Origin of the sequence: Bacillus cereus group sp. MG1 (genome assembly GCF_040460035.1) — a bacterium.
Classification (GTDB): Bacteria; Bacillota; Bacilli; order Bacillales; family Bacillaceae_G; genus Bacillus_A; species Bacillus_A cereus.
On the sequence record NZ_JARVGY010000001.1, the window covers coordinates 3,962,523 to 3,981,218 of the forward strand.

An 18,696-nucleotide genomic window follows, 5' to 3' on the forward strand; every position below is an offset into this window, starting at 1 on the left:
TGGAGGAATTTAATATGAATAAACAATTAACATTTAAAATGCCTGTTTTAGATGAAGAAGAGACAAAAAATGAAGTTGAAAAAGTATTTGAGGAGTATCGTATGTATTTATCTCAAATGCCAAGTGACATTTTACCTAAAGTAACCGCATCGTATTCAATTGTTCCTCCATCTGTAACGAATGAGTTTAATAGTTCTACTGAAAACATAGCAATTGAAAGAATACAATATGAGATGGCTAGAGATAAATTTATGAATTGGGTTCATAGAGCTGTTAACAGGCTGCCAAAAAGAGAAAGACAAATAATTCATATGTATTATATGGAGGAAGAAAAGGGTTACGATCCAGACATAATGGATGAAGTGAAGTTAGGTAGAACCACGTATTATAAAGTGAAAGGCAAAGCTTTATTACGTTTAGCTTTTAGTTTGCGAAAAGAAGTATTTAAACAAAAGGCGCAAAATGAAGAGGTAGAAGTAGTATGAACATTGTACAACCGATTCGCGATAAAGAAATAATACAAGAGATAAAAGAGTTTTATAAGAAACAGAATGAGAGGAACTACATTTTGTTTCTTCTTGGTATTAATACAGGGTTCAGAATATCGGATATATTACGTTTACGTGTTCGTGATGTAGAGGGATGGAATATTGTAATCCGTGAAAAGAAAACGAAGAAAATTAAAGACGTGAAGATGCCTTCAGAATTGAAGAGAGCTATCAGAAATTATACAGAAGGAAAGCCGAAGAACGAATATTTGATTAAGAGCAGGAATGGAAAGAATAAACCGATTACTCGTGCTATGGCTTATGTAATATTAAATCAAGCAGCAGAAGAGTTTGGGTTAGAACGTATAGGAACTCATTCACTCAGAAAAACATATGGGTATCATCATTACAAACAATTTAAGGATGTAGTTGCTTTGCAAAAGATGTTAAATCATACAGATCAGAAAGAAACATTGAGATACATTGGAATGGAGCAAGATACATTAAATGATTATCAAAGGAAGTTTAGAATCTAGCTCCTTTATTTTTTTAACACTTATTGAATTAGCTTTAAACTGAAAGTGTCAAATTCATTTTTATAAAATGCGAAAGAGATTGGTATATCTAAGGTTAAACGGAATAGGTGAATTTAACACAATCCAGGTTATAGCTAATTCATTTTCTAAGATTAAAGAACATATTTATTCAAAACTATGCGGAAAGAGGCTGAAAAACGATGTGAAAAAATACATAAATCAAAAACGCGAACTATTCGTGAACTATCTGCGGACTATTTGCGAACGATTTGCGGACACGTTTTGGTTTTTAACATGATATATTTGTATTGTGAGAAGTGGCGGAAAACACAACTCACTATGTTGTTTCTAAATTTCTAAACGGCTTCATAATGACGGCACATAAAATCCGAAACCAGCAGATGGTACTGATTGAATGTCACCGTTAATAAGGAGAGCTTTTGCTCTTCTTCCAGTTACCTAATAATGTTCGCGCAGATGTGTGTAGCAACATTAGGTAATTGGAAAAAGAATAAAACTTCACGTACCACAATCTAAATATAAATTAATAATTGAGAGAAAAGCATCCATTTGGGTGCTTTTTATTTTGGAGGGGGATGAAATATGGATGAACAGGAATTAACACAGAAAAAGAAAGGTAGTATTTATCTTAGACCGAGATATCCTCATAAGATTGATGCGAGTAAAATCAAATCGTTAGAAGACGTAATTAAGATTTTGGGATTGATGGATATTCGTTTAGATGATAAAGCAGTTCAAGGACTGGAACATTTGATTATGGAGGAGGATAAGTGATGAAATTTAAAACAATGATTGAATGTATGGATGAAAATTGCAAAACGGTTATTCTTGCAAAGCATACCGATGGATTAAGTTGTGTTAGATGTGGAGGCCCAACAAGACCAATGAAATTTGCGCCACTAGAAAAGCAGGAAGAGAAATTAGGAACGATAGAACAAACAATTATCAATAATAAAAAGAAAGAGATTTATAAAGAACTTGAACAGCTTTCTTATTTAATAAGAAACAAGACGCATGACATTAAGTTGATGGCAGGAATGTTCCTTTGTGATGGTCAGAGTATGGTAGAAGATTTTCTGATTGATGTTATAACAACAAATAAACTTCCTTCGGATATTGTTTTGTCGAAGGAAACGGAACAGTATCTATTAACAAAAGGCATTGAAGAGTTACTGAAGAAACCTCAAGAAGTAGATGCGGAAAAGTTAGCTAAAGGAATTCATGAAACGATGCTTGAGAGAGTGAATGTAAATGCAAATAGACTTTAATAAACTGGAAAAAACAATAATCATCGGCATAATCCTTCGCGCTCTTCGTAGTAAAAAGAAGATAAAACAGTATGTTGGATTAGAGCGATTGCCAGATGTAATCAAAGTGTTAGACGAATTACAAGAGAGCGCGACATTTGAAGAGAAAGAAGAAGCTATAGCAAGTGTAATCAATAAGTTGTTGGATGATCTGTTAGGGAAAGATAAGGGGTGAGGATAGATGTGTTATGTTTCTAGATGCTGTTTAGCTTGTGACTATCAAATTAAAACATATCAAGCACGAGAAGATGAATATCAAGAAGTAACTGTTTGCCCGAAATGTAACGGTGCTTTTGTAGATGTGTTTAAGTTAGGAAAGTACCTGAAACTTAGTGGAAGAACGAAATGTAATGGTAAGCCATTAACAGAGAATCAAATAGACATGCTGCAATTCATGATCAATAACTATTACAAGAAGAACATGAACATCTGCTCGTGTGATGTTGAACGAGTGCTTATACAGAAAGATAAGGGGTGAGTAAGTGAAGGATTTATTAGGAATATGGATTGCTCAAGTTAGGTGGGCTAAGAGATATTATAAAAATGGATTGCTCTCATACTTTCTACATAAATTCGGCATCATTAAAAGTCCAACACTTTCTTTAATTGTAGTTTATACATTCAAAGAAGATATATTTTTTTGGAGGAAGTTAAAGAAGAGGTGAAGAGATGAAAGGTGTAATTGTTTGTAGTGTAACATTAAGAGAAGTATTTGAGGTAATCCATGAGGCTTTTACTATTATGAGTGAACAGGCCAAAGAATTTAATGATCTAATCAAAGAAGCTTTAGTGTATGAAGAAGAACTGGAATATAAAGAACGTATTAGTTTTCCTTATACTGTTGTGGTAAAGGTTCTGAAGTCTCAAGTGTTAGATCGTAAGCCTAGATGCATAAGAGCAAGGACGGTGTGTTAACGATGGACTATATTAAGCTCATAAGAGAAGGTAAGCTTATGAAGTTCTATAAGTCTAAAGAATGGAGAGCACTAAGACTCAAGGCTTTACAGCGTGATAATCATGAGTGTCAGATGTGTAAGTCGAAAGGTAAATACAAACCTGCTGAGAATGTGCATCATCTTAAAGAAGTGAAGACACATCCACATTTAGCAATGGATTTAGATAACCTACAATGCTTATGTATTCGATGTCACAATGAAGTGCATGATCGATTAGATAAGGTTGATAAGAAGGTACCTAAGTTCATGAATGAGGAACGGTGGTAGCTATGATTATTGTTGATGGTAGTTGGACATTTGATACTGACATGATGATTCAATACGCTGAGAAGGACGAGCGTACGTCATATGAACGCGATATGCTTAATCAGTTCCGAAAGTATTCTTACTGGCGTTACTGCCAAATAAGAGACTGTGTGAACTCAAGAAAGTGTAAACGACTTAAACTTACTGTTGTTAGAGAAAGATTACAAGAAGAAGAGAATTTAATATTTACGACAGACATCCTAAAGATTTCTAGCGAAGAAGTCTTTTTTATTTTGGATTTTATTGAAGCTTACTTTGAATTGGTTTCTTAAACACCCCCCGGTCAAAAAGTTTGGCTTTTAGTAGGAGGACCGATCAACGGGGGGAGGTGGTGAGAAAATATATTTTTTATTTTTTTAAGTAAAGGGGGGGTATAGTTGCGAAAACTCTCTAAAAAGATGCAAGTTAAACAAGATTTATTACAACAATTGGAAAATGAAGAAATGGACAGTGCGGTGTACATTGATTTGGTCGATAAATACATGGCATTGTGGGATGCATCAAAAGCATTGGAAAGAGAATGGAAGAAAGAACGTATGGTTACATGGGATAACGGTGGAGGGCAAAAAGGAATTAAACCTAATCCAGCCGGAAAGGAATACCGGGAAACTATTCGTAGTATGACAGAGTTAATTAAAAAGATGAATTTGCAAAATCCAAATACAGGTGATGACGATGACGAATTATAAGTATCACCCCTATATTGATAACTATATAAATATGGTCGAAAGCGGCCGGGTGAAGTCATCGAAAGAAGTCAAACTATTAATGGGACTTCTAAAGAAGAAACTCAGCCAAAACAACATCGTTATCAATCATGATGAAATTACAAAAGCAAAAGAATTTATTGAAAGGTATTTTCCGTTTGAATTATTACCACATCAAGATTTTATTTTGGCTTGCTGTGTAGGTTTGTTTTATGATGACGGAACGCTTGTGTTTAATGAGTTTTTAATTTTGATGGGCCGTGGTGCTGGGAAAAATGGATTCATTGCAGCGCTTGCTTTCTACTTAGTTAGCAAACAAGGGATTCGAGGATATAACGTTGATATTGTAGCTACTTCAAAAGAGCAAGCTTTAACGTCGTTTATGGATGTTCATGATGTATTAGAAGAGTACAAAAAGAGAATGAAGAAATTCTTTAAATGGACGTTAGAAAAAATAGTATACAAGAAAACAAAATCGAAAATTAAATATTATACGAACAACGCTAAGACAAAAGATGGTTTACGTCCTGGGGTTGTTATTTTTGATGAAATTCATGCCTACGAAAGTTATGACAACATCAAAGTATTTACATCAGCATTAGGGAAGGTACAACATCCACGCCGTTTTTATTTAACTACAGATGGAGATGTGCGTGGCGGTGTACTCGATGATTTTAAAGATGTGGCTAGGCAAGTATTGAATGAGGAACTCCCTAATTCACGCATGTTTCCGTTTCTCTGTAAATTAGATGATGAAAGTGAAGTGGATGATTTTGAAATGTGGGAGAAGGCAAACCCTTCATTACCTTATTTTCCTCATTTGAAGCAAGAGATGGAAACAGAATATGAGAACATGCAAACGAGACCTTCCGCACGGATTGAATTCATGACAAAACGTATGAATTTACCACAAGAAGAAACGATGTTCTCTGTAGCAAGTTGGGAGCAAATAAAAGCTACTGATCAAGAGTTTCCATTGGAGGAATTAAAAGGACAGACTTGTGTAGGTGGTATTGATTTCTCGGATATTAATGATTTTGTTGGTGTAGGTTTGTTATTTAAATATAAAGGGAAAAGGTACTGGAAACATCATACTTTTATTAATCGTCAAGCATTAAAGAATAAAAACTTTAAAATTGATATTCAAGTAGCGATAGATGAAGGGCTTGTAACGATTATCGATGATGTCATTAATAAACCAGAGCATATTCTAGGATGGTTTATTAAACAAGCGAAAATATACAATATAAAATCAATCGCTTCAGACTTATATAGGATTAATTATATTAAACAAATCTTTGAAGAAGCAGGTTTTCATCTTGAGATAGCTCGTAGTGGAAAGGTAACACATACCAAGCTACAACCTGTAGTGGAAGAAATGTTTGCAACGGAGAGCATTGTATACGGTGCAGATCGTATGATGCGTTGGTACACCAATAATGTGTATGTAGATAAAGATTCAAAAGGAAATATTAGTTATGAAAAAATCGAACCTTATTTACGTAAAACGGATGGATTTATGGCGTTAATACATGCCCTAACTCTAGATGGAATGTTAAAAGAAGGAATCCCTATTACAAAAGAGACAATTAAGAAAATGTTTAGAGTATTCGGTGGTTAAAAGGAGGTGTGAAATGGGGGTAATTGATTGGTTTAAAGGGTTTTTGAGTGGTAAAAATTTTAGAACTGTAGATGGTTGTGATTATGAATTAAAAGTAGATTATTTTTATAAGAAGTTAGCAGTGGAAAGTTGTATTGATTTGATTGCAAATGCACTTACAATGTGTGAAATACAAACGTTTGATAAGGGAAAAGAAATTCGTGGAGAAAATTACTATCTACTAAATGTTCAACCGAATCAAAATCAAAATGCTTCTGAATTTATGCATAGTCTTGTGCATCATTTAATCGATGATAATGAGTGTTTGGTTATTATGTCAAATGACCAATTGTATATTGCTGATGAATTTACGGTAGATCATTATGCATTTAAAGAAAATGAATACAAGAATGTTGTTATTGGTGATTTAAGTTTGAGGCGAGAATATAAAGAGTCTGAGGTTTTATATTTTAAATTAAATGATGAAAACATTATGCAAGTAATCGATGGAATGTATGAAAGTTTAGGGAAACTATTAATATCGTCCATTAATTATTACAAACGAAAGAACAGTAAGCGGTTCTTACTAAAGGGGAACTTTTTTAGAGCACAAGATGACGAAACACAAAAACAAGTAGATGAGTTATTTGATAATCAACTTAAAAATTGGTTAGATCCAAATAAAGAAACATCTACATTTCAATTACAAGATGGTTATAGTCTTGAGGATTTTAGCGATGGTCAGAAAGGTACCTCAAGTAACGGAACGAGTAGGGATATAGCAGCCTTAATTAATGATATTTTCAATTATGTTGCCATAGCCTTCCATGTTCCTGTAGGTATTTTGAAGGGTGACGTTTCAGATATTGAAAAACAAATGGATTCTTTTTTAGCCTTTTGTATTAATCCCATTGCGAAACTAATCCAAGATGAATTTAATCGTAAGATGTACAAGAAAAAGGATTTCTTGAAACGGTCCTATTTAAAGATTGATACAACGAAAATTAAAGTTGTTGATATTACCAAACTAGCGACAGCATTAGATAAGCTCTTTGCAATAGGTGGCTTATCTATCAATGATATCTTAACTATTCTAGGTAGAGAGCCAATTGAAGAAGAATGGGCAAATAAACGCTTTGTTACAAAGAACTATCAAGAAGCTGATTCTTTGGAGGGAGGTGAAAAGAATGAGACGTTATAAAAATGAACAGTATAATCATCTAGCTAATGTCCAACATGCATTTAAAGCAGAAGCAAAAGCTGATTCGTTGGACATAACGATTTATGGTGATATTGGCGAATCATGGTGGAGTGATTCTACATCAGCAGTTGATGTTGAGAAAACATTAAAAGCTACTTCGGCTAATGTTATTAATATCAATCTGAATAGTCCTGGTGGGGATGTATTTGATGGGATTGCGATTTATAACCAACTTAAAAACCATCCGGCAAAAATCATCATTAACGTAGATGGACTGGCAGCAAGCGCCGCATCTATTATTGCAATGGCAGCAGACGAACTAATTATGAATACAGGTTCTATGTTAATGATTCATGAAGCTTCTACATGGACGTGGGGGACAAAATTAGATATTCGTAAGACATTGAATGCTCTTGAAGGAATTGACAAATCGCTTGCGGATATTTATATGACTCGTTATCAAGGGAGACGTTCAGAAATTGAGACAATGATTGCGAATGAAACATGGTTTACCGCCAATGAGGCAGTAGAAATTGGATTGGCTCACAAAGTAAATGAACATGTAGAAGATGACGATGTGGTAGATCCAGAGGAATTTAAAAATAATGTACTTCAGAAATTCCGAAATAAAAATAAACAGCAGAATGAACCAGTAGCAGCAGGTTCAACTGAAAATATACTTAACAAATTTAAGCGCGCGTAAAGCAGTGCTTTTTTTATGTGTGCCAGGCATGGCAACTATCTAGGTGGTGGAAGTCCACTGTGGGGGTACACATCGACCAACCACTAAGGAAGCGCAAGGTACTTACCGTGAGGTAAGGGCTGGAGGAAGCGTGGAATAAAATCTTGGCTCGACGAACAGAAACCTGATATGAAGGCTTTATAAAGGGATGAGGCTCCATAACAAGTTAAAGTCCAAAAGATGTGCGTAACTTTGTAGAGTAAATCAGGCGAGTAAAAGAGGAAAGATAGCTGCCTTACCCTGGGAGATCTTGCGGATGTACTAACAGTACAGTCGAAAATGGTTAACCGCAAGAAGTCAGCCGAAGCCATAGTAGTGGAACAAATTCATGAAGGGCCGAACAGTTTATAGTGTTTCAACGCCATGAATGCGTAAGTGACGTACTCCGAATATGTTAATGATGAAAGTATGAGCGTATCTCAAAGGATAATCAAAATGGAGTTGTCACTTACTACGTGAAGGGAAAGGAGAAACGAGTGTGGAACTCTTAGAAGCAATTTTAAGCAACAAAAATATGAATGAAGCCTACTTACGCGTTTATAAAAACAAAGGTGTTAGTGGAGTTGATGGTGTAACAGTCGAAGAACTAAAGCAATATCTGAAAGAGCACAAGGACGAGCTACGTCAGCGCATTAGAACAAGGAAATACCAACCACAAGCTGCCTTAAGAGTGGAAATCCCAAAAGAGAATGGCAAGATGCGCAAGCTGGGAATACCAACAGTAGTGGATAGAGTCGTTCAACAAGCCATTCATCAAATACTCAGCCCGATATTTGAGAAGCAGTTCAGTGAATTCAGTTATGGTTTTAGACCAAAAAGAAGTTGTGAGATGGCAATTGTTAAAAGCTTGGAATTTCTAAACAACGGATATGATTGGATAGTAGATATTGATTTGGAGAGATTCTTTGACACAGTTCATCACGATAAATTGATGCGAATTATATCTAACTCAATACATGACGGAGACGTCATTTCTCTCATAAGAAAGTATCTAGTCAGTGGAGTTATGGTGAATGGGAAATATGAAGAAACACCAGTCGGAACTCCGCAAGGAGGCAATCTCAGCCCTTTACTGAGTAACATTATGTTGAACGAACTGGATAAGGAACTCGAGGGTAGAGGACTTCAATTTGTGAGATACGCTGATGACGCTCTTATCTTTGTGAGGAGTGAGAAGGCAGCGGGCAGAGTGATGAAATCAATCGTGAGATTCATAGAAAAGAAACTAGGCTTGATAGTCAATACAGAAAAGAGTAAAATCTCTCGGCCAAAAGATTTAAAATTTTTAGGGTTTGGATATTATTACACCCTCAAGGATAAGAGATATCAAACGAAACCACATCCAATCTCGGTACAAAAATTTCAAAGAAAACTGCACCAACTGACAAAACGAAGCTGGAGTGTACCGTTAGACTATCGAATATTGAAACTTAAACAAGTGATATTTGGATGGGTCAATTACTTCAGGAGTACAAATATGAAAGGTGTTCTGGAGCGAGTAGACCAGAAGCTCCGCGCCAGAATTAGAGTGATTATCTGGAAGCAATGGAAAGTACCGAAGAAACAAATCAAATCGCTTGTTCAACTAGGGATTCCGGAGGAAGAAGCGAAGGGATTAACCTACTGTCGAAAGGGCTTCCGATATATAGGGTTATCGAAAGTTGTTCAAAGAGCCATCTCAAATCAAAGACTAAAGAAGAGGGGATTCCCTTCTTCTTTAGAACGCTATCTAAAAGTTCACACTGTAATATAAACTGAACCGCCGTATACGGAACCGTATGTACGGTGGTGTGAGAGGGGCGAGAATAATTACTTTATTTTCCCTCTACTCGATTGTCTTAAAAACAGGAGGGAATAAGATGACTATTAAAAATTTAGATCGTCCGGTAATCGAAAATAAAGATCAACAAATTAATAATGTAAAAGAGGCGCTTGAAACAGGTGATGCACAAGCGGTAGCGGCACGTATTGTTGCAAACATGGAGAACAATATGCAGCATTTTCAGGATATGATGAATGATGTAATTAATGAAGCACAACAAGCCAAAAATGAAAATTGGGATGCTCAAGTGTTGGCCTCTCGCGGTGTGCGTGTTTTAACAAATGAAGAAAAGAAATTTTATAATGCAGCAATTGAAGTTAAATCATTTAGCGAAACACATCAATTGATGCCGCCCACTGTTTTCGAACGAGTTTTTGAAGATTTAGAAAAGGAACATCCGTTACTTTCTCTTGTTAATTTCCAAACCGTAGGAGCAAAGACACAATGGGTTGTTAGAAAAGAGGGCACTACGACAGCGTTTTGGGGCGATGTATGTGACTCAATTAGAGAAATGATTGACGAAGGTTTTGAAACAATTGAAGAAGGAATGTACAAACTTAGCGGGTTTTTAGTTGTATGTAAAGCTATGTTTGAACTAGGTCCTGAGTGGTTAGATAAGTATGTGCGTGCATTTATGAAAGAAGTTGTAGCAGAAGAATTAGAAAAAGTTATTGTTATGGGGACAGGGAAAAAACAACCAATTGGTATGATCAAAGATTTAAAAGGATCAGTAACAGATGGTATTTATCCAGATAAAAAGAAAGTTGTTTTAGAAGACTTTACTCCTGTAACAATCGGTAAAAAAATCTTAGCTCCTACTACTAAAGGAGGAACGAAACGCTATACAGGGGTAACGCTTATTGTGAATCCTTTGGATTATGCAACAAAATTTTTCCCGATTGGTGCAAAACGTAAAGATGATGGTACTTGGACATATGATAATTTTGGAGTGCCAGGTTTAACGATGGTCCAGTCGCCAGCCGTCCCACTAAATACAATGATCTCTGGTAAACCGAAAGATTACTTTATGGGAGTTGCTTCAGAACAACGTTTAGAATCAGACGATACAATCCGTTTAATTGAAGATCAACGTTTATATCTCGTTCGTCAACTTGCAAATGGTCGTCCGTTAGATCCTGATTCGTTCACTGTATTTGACATTACAGCGCTAGAACCGAAAGAAGGCACTACAACGCCCTAATCCATCCTCTCCTGTTGAAGAGAGGAATTATTCAGCATTAACGAAGGTAGAGATTCAGTCTTTGTTAGATCAAAGTGGTATTGAATACAAGTCTAATGCAACGAAGGCCGAACTAGTCACTTTATTAGAAGGTGATGTGAATGGATAATCTGTTGCAAGAATTAAAAGATGTTCTTAAAATCACGTGGAATGAAGAGGATGCTAGTTTAATAAAACTTTTGGAAAAAGGAGAGGCGTATTTGTTGGGTTTAACAAATGCGTCTTTTGATTTTTCAAAGGAGCTAACGCCTAAAGATTTGCTGTTAGAACGGTGTCGGTATGTCTATAACAATGCAGGTGATGAGTTTGAAAAAAATTATAAAAGTGAATTATCCAGGCTTATTTTAGATGTGGCTTTAGGAAAAGTTGGTGTAATCAATGGTTCTAAAATCGTATAGAGAAACCTTAAATGATGGATTTCTACAATACGGATATAAAAAAACAGAGCGTTCAGAAGAGGGGAAAAGAATAGGTGAGAAGTTTCGTGAAGAAGGAAAACTTGCCTATAAAGTGATGTCTTTACGGGACAGTGATTACAAAATGGTAGGGGTTTTAACAACGGGGTTAGATTTAAAAGTTAAAACGCTATATCCACCTTCATTTAGAAAAATAAATAAAAATAAACTTAAGGTATTAATGGATGGAATCGAATATGACGTGATTAAAGCGGATCATGATTCTAATAAACAATACCTTTTCTTTTATTTGCAGCAGGTGGTGAAATCTCGTGAATGAAAAATCTAAAAAGCTTATGAAAGAGCAAAGAAGCGGCATAAAAAAAGCCATTGAAGACGGATTTAAGCTTTTAGTTGTTGAGGATGAACTAGCAGAAGATGAAGAATCGCAGCTAACAGAAGAGGGATATAATTGTTTTATTTTAGAATATGGTGAGTTTCAACCCTCTTCAAATGAGCGTTCGATTTCTCAAAGTATATATATTAGTTATTTATCGGAAAATCAATTGAATTTAGATGAACAGGTCATTGATATTATTTCATGGATTGGTAAAGTGAAAATGGTATCTTTTGTCGGCACAAAAAGCGATCGACTTCAATTGAAAGATACAGATCGTTATATTGATCGTGTTGTTTTTACGTTTAAGAGGGTGATTCCGATTGAATGCATTTAATCTTGATTATACAGCGATAGAAAAACTCGAAGAAAAGATGCGACAGTTACCAAACAAGATGGAACCTGTTATCAACAAGATTCTTCATACAGATGGTGTCCAAACTGCGACAGAAGAGATTACAAAGCTTATTCGAGTATCTCGCTCTAAATGGAGCGTTCAAAATAAAGTACATGCCAAACATAGTAACTGGTCAAAAAGTGAAGAAATGAATTTGGGTTTTAAGATAAAAGCTAGGGGTGGAGCGGCTAATAAGAAAGGGTCGTTTGGATATTTAGTCTTCCCAAACGAAGGGAGAGGTCCGCATAATCCATTAGAACAACGATTTGCAGAACGTGGGATTATGAATGCAAAACCTAAGATTCTAGAAAAATTACACAAAGGTGTAGATAAAGTATTAGAGGAGGAATTATAAATGGCTAAAACGATTGAAGAATTTAATTCTATGTCAATTGCGAATGCAAGTATTCAATTTAAGAAGAAAGGTACGCAAGAACCTGGTACAAAATTCGGATGTGTAGGGACAATTGAAGGGGAACCAGAAATCAAAGAAATGAAAAAGGTATGCGGTGGTGTGACGTTAAAAAAGAAATCAAAGACTACTGAAATTAAGGTAACTGTTTCGGCACATATTCCTGTTAAAGTAGTAAGGGATTATTTTGGATTTGATACAGTAGGATTAAAACCAGGTGTTTGGGCATATGGAAGCGAGTCTAAAGGAAATGATTTTGTATTTACAGCAGATGTAGTAGACGATTTTGATGATGTTGTAAAACTGATTGCGTTTCCAAATTGCTCAAATTCTTCTGGTTTTAAGTTTTCAATTGCGAGTGGTGAAGAGGAATTGGCTATGATGGAATTAGAATTCTCGGCCTTACCAGATGATTTAAATAAATTCTATTATGAAGCGTTTGTGGATGAATTAGCAGATGCAACAGTCGCTCAAAAGTGGCATACACAATTTAATTCAGCTCTTGTTAAAGGAACAACTTCAGCTTAAAGCCCTAGTTTCATACAGGGCTTTTTCTTTTGGATTTAAATGAGAAGAAAATGAAAGTGAGGAAATAGCAGATGAAAGTACAAAAAATAACATTAAAAGAAGTCGAATTTGTAGAAGTAGAAGGTGAGTATGAAAAACGTTTTATTAATAAACAGAACTATCCGGCGTTTTTAACCAATTACGCTTTGAAAAAAGGCCAAGAAGAAGGGCTTATTACTAGTTCAATTATTGCTGATATCGTGAAATTCCAAGCATTAGATGGATTAAGGAATGAGGATAATAAAGATTTATCAGCTTTAGAACAAATCGATCAAACAAGTATTCATAAAGTGATTTATATGGCGTTTAAAGGCGCAAACCAAAAAGAAAAGTTAACATTTGATGATTTCTTACAGAAGTATCATGATTCATTAGCAGAATCTATGGAACTATATACGAAGCTGGTTGTTGATGTAATTAGTCAAGATCCAAATCAATTTGCCGCAGCACTGAAAAAAAGTACAAATAGCGGCGGTAACGGTGAAAAAAAGTAAAAAATCCAGACATTAAAATTGAATGTGTGGAAGATAAATACGTCTTGTATTGTCTAGTCTCTGGAATAGATCCAGAGACTTTTTGGCATGAGCCAATTTCGTCTGTTGAGCGTATTTACGCAGGGATTACAGCGTTTGAAGCATGGCGTAACAATCCCAAGTAAAGGTAGGTGAGATAATGGCAAGAAATAATTCGGAAGTTGAAGTTATATTTAAAGCGCAAAATAAAGATTTTAATGATGCTATGAAGGGCATGAATCAGGAAACGAAAAAACTTCGTCAAGAAATGAAATTGCAAGAAGAGCAGATGAAATTAAATGCTACTGATTCAGAAAAACTACAAGCAAAGCTTCAAAACCTTTCCCAACAGTATGCAGTTGCACAAAGGGCTACGCAAGCAACAGCGGAACATTTACAACGTGCTAAAGAATTGTACGGAGAAAATTCTACTGTTGTAGCAAAGCTAGAATCAAAATTAAGAAGTCAGCAAATAACGGAACAACAGTTAGCGAATAGTATTAAACAAACTTCTGAAAGTTTAAAACAGGCGAGAGATGCTGAACAGGAAAGAACAAGCGAAACAGCTAAGGCAGCTCAAAAACTGAAAGAGCTAAAAGGACAGGAAGAGCAGTTGCAATCTTCTCTTTCTAAGTTGAATGCTCAATACGAGTTACAAAAAGCGACGCTTGGTGAGAATGCTTCAGAAATAGAGAAGTTACGTTTAAAAATAGATAATCTTGGAGAGCAACATACTGTTGCAGCTAGTAAAGTACAAAACTATCAGAAACAGTTAGATCAAGCCAAACAGCAGTATGGTGAAAATGCTAGTGAAATCCAAAGATATGAAACGCAGCTTATACAAGCTCGGACAGCAGAACAGCAGTTGCAGAATCAATTAAGTGCGACAAATAGAAGTTTGCAGGAACAAGAAAACGCAACGAAACAATTAAAGACATTCTTTGATGCGACTGAAACGAGTGTAGATCATTTTGCAAATGCATTAGGAAATAACCTTACAAACGCAATACGAAACGGTACAGCGACAGCTAGGCAGTTAGAACAAGCAATTCAAATCATCGGTCGTGAAGCATTAGGTTCAGAAGCAGATATTGAGAAATTACAGCGATCTCTTCGTTCTATAGATGATGGGAACTCATTACAACAAGTTCGAAATGATTTGAGAGACCTTTCACGAGAAGCAGAGAGAGCGTCGCACAGTTTCAAAGAATTAGATATAGGCTTAGAAAATATTCTAGGTGGATTAATGGCTGGCGGTGGTATTTCAGGAGCCATTGAGCAAGCGCTTGATACCTCTAAGTTAAAAACAAAAATTGACGTCTCTTTTGAAGTTCCGGCATCCTCTAAAAAATCAGTAGAAGAAGCGGTTCGCGGTTTAGAAGCTTATGGTGTTGATGTGGAAGAAGCACTGGAGGGTACACGTAGACAATGGGCATTAAATCAAACTGTAAGCGATAAGGCTAATGCTTCCATTGTAAAAGGAGCAGGAGCCATTGCAAGTGCTTATGCAGGAATAGATTTTACTGAGTTAATTCAAGAAGCGAATGAAATTGGTAATGAATTAGGGATAACTAGTGATACGGCCTTAGGGTTAACGAATCGGCTGTTAAAAATCGGATTTCCTCCTGAGCAATTGGACATTATCGCTGAATATGGCGGGCAGCTAACACGAGCAGGTTACAATGCTGAAGAAGTACAAGCGATTATGGAGGCTGGTGTTGATACAGGTACCTGGAATTAGATTATAGTTCCCTTGTATGGCGACATACAATGAAAAACTCCTTTAATTCAGTGGAACTCTCAAATGAGACAATACTGAGCGAAGCCTTTTAATTAAGGAACGTGCAACGACTAGTCGAGAGACGTAGGGTGTAAGCAAATGACACTCGAAACGGGGAGCAACTCAAGTAGTTGAAGATATAGTCTAATCTATACGGTGACGTATAGCAGTTCATAAGAACGGGCGTGACGTTGCGAATCACGTTGAATACAAATGATTGATAATCTCTTAGATGGACTGAAAGAAGGGCGTATTAAAGCGGCTGAATTTGGTCAAGGTGTCGACAAGTCTATGAAAGAAGCTCTTGAAGGCACTAAAATTTCGGCTGATCAGTTAGAAAAGTGGGGGCAATCTGTCGCTAAAGGCGGTAAAGAAGGTTCGGCAGCTATGACAGAGATTGCGAAAGCGCTAGTTAGTATTGAAGATGAAACAAAGCGAAATGAGATTGGTGTTAAGCTTTTCGGAACGATGTATGAAGATCAAGGCCAGAATATAACCAATACACTTATTGGTGCTCAAGATAAAGTTATAGATTTGAACAAGAATCAAGAACAGCTAAATGAAATGATTAAGAAAATGGATGCCAGCCCAGCTGTAAAGTTTCAAAAAGCTATGAACGACTTGAAAATGGCACTTGAACCTGTTTTGGGAGTCATTGCTGATGTAATTAGTGCTTTTGCGGGCTTTGTTTCAGAACATCCAGCATTAGCAGCAGCTATTACAACAATTGTAACAGCGCTTGGAATACTTGTTGGAGCATGCATGGCTTTAGCCCCAGTGTTTGTCACCTTATCCAGTATAGCTGGTATATTTGGCGTAAGTATGGGGGCTGTTGCTGGTCCAGTTGCATTGGTAGTTGGGGGAGTAATAGCCGCATCCGCAGCTATTACCGGATTGGTTATTTGGATGCGGAATTTGTGGCAGACCAATGAAGGATTCAAAAATAGCATAAATGGTGTAATTGAAAGTGTTCAAAACTTTGGGCACGCATTATCTTCACTAGGTAAATATCTATTTTATACGGCTGTTGATGGAGATTATTTAAATGATTGGATTACTCATTTACCAAAAGGATTTCAAAATGCGGCTGAAATAATAGGATTGGCAGTCAGTAAGATACGCGAAGCGTGCCTTCATCTTTTTGATGCAGTAAAAGCTGTTTTTTCGGGAGATTTTAGCCAGTTAGGTGAAATTTTTAAGACCATTGGCCCTACTATAGCGGGAGCGATTATTGGTGGGCTTCCTGGTGTTCTCATCTCTGTATCTCGTTATTTGCCAGCGATTGCAGAGTATTTGAATGCAAACTCAGGAATTATCCTTGAAACTATTACGAATATCTTTACTAATATAGCCAATTTCGTAACAACAGCATTACCGCAATTTCTTGAAGCCGGATCACAAATGATTTCAAGCCTTGTGAATGGTTTGGTTGTAGCGGCTCCAATTGTGCTTGAAGCCATTGTTGGGATTATAAATACAATTTCGCAGATGATTGCTACCTATCTCCCTATGATTATACAAACGGGAATACAAATTATTCAAACTTTAATTTCTGGGATTGTACAAGTCTTACCTACTCTGATAGAAACAGGACTTCAATTGATTCTAACTTTAATAAATGGAATTATGCAGATGCTTCCACAGTTAATCCAAATAGCTGTAACGATTATTCAAACTATTATTAATGGAATTATGTCATTTTTACCCCAGCTAATTGAAATGGGAATAAATTTATTAGTTTCATTAATCACAGGAATCACACAAGCTTTACCTATGATTGCTTTAGCAATTATTACAGTCATTACAACTTTAATTGAAGCCATTACAGCGAATTTACCTATGATAATTGAAGCTGGTGTTAAGGTTTTAACTAGCTTGATAGACGGAATCATTAAAATGCTACCGCAACTTATTGATTTAGCGATAAATCTTATCACCAAAGTGGCGGATACTTTATTAACAAACTTACCTAAAATAATTGAATCCGGTGTAAAGATTTTAATGGCCATTATTGATGGTATCGTACAAGTGTTACCACAGCTTATTAATGCAGCATTAGATTTAATTGTCAAAATAGCATCCACATTAATTGCAAACTTGCCGAAGATACTGGAAGCTGGAGTGAAAATTTTACTTATGTTGATTGCTGGGATCGTAAAGGTGATACCGGAATTAATTGCAGCAGCATTAAAGCTAATTGTTACTTTAGCAGGAGAGTTAATTAAGAATCTACCTAAAATCCTTGAAGCTGGTGTTCAACTGATCTGGGCTTTAATAAAAGGTATTGTGAGTATGGTTGGAAAATTAGGTTCTACAATCGTGACAGATATTGTACCGAAGATTGTTGATACATTAAAGAAGATTGATTTATTCAAGATAGGTAAAGATATCATAAGTGGATTGATAGATGGTCTAGGTAGCATGGCTGGTAAAGTGTTAAATAAGGTGAAATCTATTGGTAACGATATTCTTGACGGTTTTACTTCCTTCTTCGACATCCATAGTCCATCTCGAAAAATGAGGGATCAGGTTGGTAAACAAGTTGGTGCCGGGCTTGCTGTTGGTATGGAACAATCAATGTCAACAGTTCTTGCGGCAGCTAAAAACTTAGCAAATTCAGTGTATACGGTATTAGAAACTACGTTAAATACTTTCAATAGCTCCACTTTAAACGACATGAATAATAATAATCCTCTTCGGAGTTATTTTGAGGCAATATTGGAAGATGGTGACTATCTTAATGATTGGATTACCCATTTACCCGTAGACATGAGGGATGCACTTAAACAAGTTGGTAAAGAGCTTGAAGGTTATGATGTTAATAGTGGTATGAGCGAAAATAATCCTGTTGCTCGTTATATTCGTAGTGTATTAGAGAGTGGAGATCCTTTTCAAAAGATATTAGAAGAGGAATTTGTAGAGTCTGGAAAGTGGTTGGAGATAGGTAAGAAAGTAGCTGGTTTCAGAGAGCAGATTTTTAAAGATTTTTATAATGCTCCAAACCAAAAGTCAACCAAAGGTAATGTGTTACAATCCGCACTTAATAACATTTCAAATATGGTTGATGATACTTTTAAAAAGTTAAATTTATATGGAATAAATAAACAAGATAACATTGCTTCTAATCTGTCTACGCTAGCGACAAGAGCAGTCCAACCGATTGTTCAACAAATTGACAGTGGTCCTGTAGAAATTAATTTTTATAACACAATTAATAATGAACGTGATGTGGATCGTATGTTTGAAAAAGCAAATGATTGGTTTGCTGAGCGTGGTCGTAATGTAAAAATAGGAATAGGGAGGACTTAAA

General features: G+C 35.9%; 23 protein-coding genes and 1 pseudogene. All 24 read left to right on the forward strand.

Features of this window, described 5'->3' with window-relative positions; all coding sequences use genetic code 11:
* Window positions 1-14: 14 nt before the first annotated feature.
* The 24 genes and pseudogenes from QCI79_RS20995 to QCI79_RS21110 all read left to right on the forward strand — a co-directional run bounded on the left by QCI79_RS20995 (window position 15) and on the right by QCI79_RS21110 (window position 18,695).
* A complete protein-coding gene (locus tag QCI79_RS20995; protein WP_021727598.1) occupies window positions 15-485 on the forward strand; it encodes an ArpU family phage packaging/lysis transcriptional regulator in 471 nt (156 codons plus the stop codon).
* A complete protein-coding gene (locus tag QCI79_RS21000) occupies window positions 482-1,024 on the forward strand; it encodes a tyrosine-type recombinase/integrase (RefSeq protein WP_021727597.1) in 543 nt (180 codons plus the stop codon). The genes QCI79_RS20995 and QCI79_RS21000 overlap by 4 nt, the downstream gene beginning before the upstream one ends.
* A 603-nt stretch (window positions 1,025-1,627) precedes the next feature.
* The gene (locus QCI79_RS21005) at window positions 1,628-1,819 is read left to right on the forward strand and encodes a hypothetical protein (RefSeq protein WP_021727596.1); all 192 of its coding nucleotides are present in this window, start codon (window positions 1,628-1,630) and stop codon (window positions 1,817-1,819) included.
* The gene (locus tag QCI79_RS21010) at window positions 1,819-2,313 is read left to right on the forward strand and encodes a hypothetical protein (protein ID WP_021727595.1); all 495 of its coding nucleotides are present in this window, start codon (window positions 1,819-1,821) and stop codon (window positions 2,311-2,313) included. Before QCI79_RS21005 ends, QCI79_RS21010 begins: the two co-directional genes overlap by 1 nt.
* On the forward strand, window positions 2,297-2,527 hold the full coding sequence (locus QCI79_RS21015; RefSeq protein ID WP_021727594.1) for a hypothetical protein: 231 nt from the start codon (window positions 2,297-2,299) through the stop codon (window positions 2,525-2,527). Before QCI79_RS21010 ends, QCI79_RS21015 begins: the two co-directional genes overlap by 17 nt.
* 6 nt (window positions 2,528-2,533) lie before the next feature.
* Complete coding sequence (locus tag QCI79_RS21020) at window positions 2,534-2,830, forward strand: hypothetical protein (protein WP_021727593.1); 297 nt, start codon at window positions 2,534-2,536, stop codon at window positions 2,828-2,830.
* A gap of 191 nt (window positions 2,831-3,021) precedes the next feature.
* Window positions 3,022-3,267: a hypothetical protein gene (locus tag QCI79_RS21025; protein WP_021727591.1), complete on the forward strand. Its 246-nt coding sequence runs from the start codon at window positions 3,022-3,024 to the stop codon at window positions 3,265-3,267.
* A 38-nt stretch (window positions 3,268-3,305) separates the two neighbouring features.
* The gene (locus QCI79_RS21030) at window positions 3,306-3,575 is read left to right on the forward strand and encodes an HNH endonuclease (protein WP_228220125.1); all 270 of its coding nucleotides are present in this window, start codon (window positions 3,306-3,308) and stop codon (window positions 3,573-3,575) included.
* A gap of 2 nt (window positions 3,576-3,577) precedes the next feature.
* Window positions 3,578-3,886: a hypothetical protein gene (locus tag QCI79_RS21035; protein WP_021727589.1), complete on the forward strand. Its 309-nt coding sequence runs from the start codon at window positions 3,578-3,580 to the stop codon at window positions 3,884-3,886.
* Window positions 3,887-3,991: 105 nt separating this feature from the next.
* Window positions 3,992-4,303, forward strand: coding sequence for a hypothetical protein (locus QCI79_RS21040; protein WP_021727588.1), 312 nt, complete (start codon window positions 3,992-3,994; stop codon window positions 4,301-4,303).
* Entirely contained in the window at window positions 4,290-5,942 is a 1,653-nt protein-coding gene (locus QCI79_RS21045) for a terminase TerL endonuclease subunit (protein WP_021727587.1), read from the forward strand. Before QCI79_RS21040 ends, QCI79_RS21045 begins: the two co-directional genes overlap by 14 nt.
* 13 nt (window positions 5,943-5,955) lie before the next feature.
* Window positions 5,956-7,122, forward strand: a complete 1,167-nt coding sequence (locus QCI79_RS21050; protein WP_021727586.1) for a phage portal protein — start codon at window positions 5,956-5,958, stop codon at window positions 7,120-7,122.
* Window positions 7,109-7,825 (forward strand): head maturation protease, ClpP-related, encoded by a 717-nt coding sequence (locus QCI79_RS21055; protein ID WP_021727585.1) that lies wholly within the window; start codon window positions 7,109-7,111, stop codon window positions 7,823-7,825. The genes QCI79_RS21050 and QCI79_RS21055 overlap by 14 nt, the downstream gene beginning before the upstream one ends.
* Window positions 7,826-8,342: 517 nt before the next feature.
* Window positions 8,343-9,617, forward strand: coding sequence for a group II intron reverse transcriptase/maturase (ltrA, locus tag QCI79_RS21060; protein WP_021727498.1), 1,275 nt, complete (start codon window positions 8,343-8,345; stop codon window positions 9,615-9,617).
* Between the two features lie 106 nt (window positions 9,618-9,723).
* A complete protein-coding gene (locus tag QCI79_RS21065; RefSeq protein WP_021727584.1) occupies window positions 9,724-10,887 on the forward strand; it encodes a phage major capsid protein in 1,164 nt (387 codons plus the stop codon).
* Window positions 10,888-10,924: 37 nt separating this feature from the next.
* Window positions 10,925-11,035: pseudogene (locus tag QCI79_RS21070) on the forward strand (hypothetical protein); the annotation flags it as partial.
* A complete protein-coding gene (locus QCI79_RS21075; RefSeq protein WP_021727582.1) occupies window positions 11,028-11,324 on the forward strand; it encodes a hypothetical protein in 297 nt (98 codons plus the stop codon). The pseudogene QCI79_RS21070 and the gene QCI79_RS21075, both read left to right, overlap by 8 nt.
* On the forward strand, window positions 11,305-11,661 hold the full coding sequence (locus QCI79_RS21080) for a phage head closure protein (RefSeq protein ID WP_021727581.1): 357 nt from the start codon (window positions 11,305-11,307) through the stop codon (window positions 11,659-11,661). Before QCI79_RS21075 ends, QCI79_RS21080 begins: the two co-directional genes overlap by 20 nt.
* Entirely contained in the window at window positions 11,654-12,055 is a 402-nt protein-coding gene (locus QCI79_RS21085) for a hypothetical protein (protein ID WP_021727580.1), read from the forward strand. The genes QCI79_RS21080 and QCI79_RS21085 overlap by 8 nt, the downstream gene beginning before the upstream one ends.
* Window positions 12,042-12,470 (forward strand): hypothetical protein, encoded by a 429-nt coding sequence (locus QCI79_RS21090; RefSeq protein ID WP_021727579.1) that lies wholly within the window; start codon window positions 12,042-12,044, stop codon window positions 12,468-12,470. The genes QCI79_RS21085 and QCI79_RS21090 overlap by 14 nt, the downstream gene beginning before the upstream one ends.
* Window positions 12,471-13,055, forward strand: coding sequence for a major tail protein B (locus tag QCI79_RS21095; protein ID WP_021727578.1), 585 nt, complete (start codon window positions 12,471-12,473; stop codon window positions 13,053-13,055).
* Window positions 13,056-13,126: 71 nt separating this feature from the next.
* Window positions 13,127-13,588: a hypothetical protein gene (locus QCI79_RS21100; protein ID WP_021727577.1), complete on the forward strand. Its 462-nt coding sequence runs from the start codon at window positions 13,127-13,129 to the stop codon at window positions 13,586-13,588.
* 178 nt (window positions 13,589-13,766) lie between these two features.
* Entirely contained in the window at window positions 13,767-15,347 is a 1,581-nt protein-coding gene (locus QCI79_RS21105; RefSeq protein ID WP_021727576.1) for a coiled-coil domain-containing protein, read from the forward strand.
* Window positions 15,348-15,854: 507 nt separating this feature from the next.
* Window positions 15,855-18,695, forward strand: coding sequence for a hypothetical protein (locus tag QCI79_RS21110; protein WP_228220127.1), 2,841 nt, complete (start codon window positions 15,855-15,857; stop codon window positions 18,693-18,695).
* Window position 18,696: the final 1 nt, after the last annotated feature.